The sequence below is a fragment of the Streptomyces sp. WELS2 genome, from assembly GCF_013870595.1.
In the GTDB taxonomy this organism is placed as follows: domain Bacteria; phylum Actinomycetota; class Actinomycetes; order Streptomycetales; family Streptomycetaceae; genus Streptomyces.
The window spans coordinates 1-335 of record NZ_JACBWZ010001403.1 but is presented as its reverse complement, the minus strand read 5'-3'; the positions used below and the strand labels follow the sequence as shown (position 1 = coordinate 335).

The window sequence follows — 335 nt, the reverse complement described above, 5'->3', positions numbered from 1 at the left end:
CCCCAGCAGCCCCTCAACCTCTGCGACAGGCAGTGCCACGGACACCATCCCGCCACGCCCCGCCAACACACCCAACGCCCGACTACGCAACGCCACCACCCGCGCCGCATCCTCCAACGACAACGCGCCAGACACACACGCCGCAGCGATCTCACCCTGGGAGTGGCCGACCACAGCCGCCGGCTCCACCCCGTACGAACGCCACAGCTCCGCCAACGACACCATCACCGCGAACAACACCGGCTGCACCACATCCACCCGCTCCAACCCCGGAGCCCCCGCCTCACCCCGCACCACCGCGGACAACGACCAGTCCACAAACGGCGCCAAAGCGC

Annotated in this window: 1 protein-coding gene; it reads right to left on the bottom strand. The window is 69.6% G+C overall.

Annotated features, from left to right (window positions below; all coding sequences use genetic code 11):
* The coding region (locus tag H5J33_RS36620; protein WP_181798978.1) for an acyltransferase domain-containing protein at positions 1–335 on the bottom strand (335 nt) is incomplete at both ends.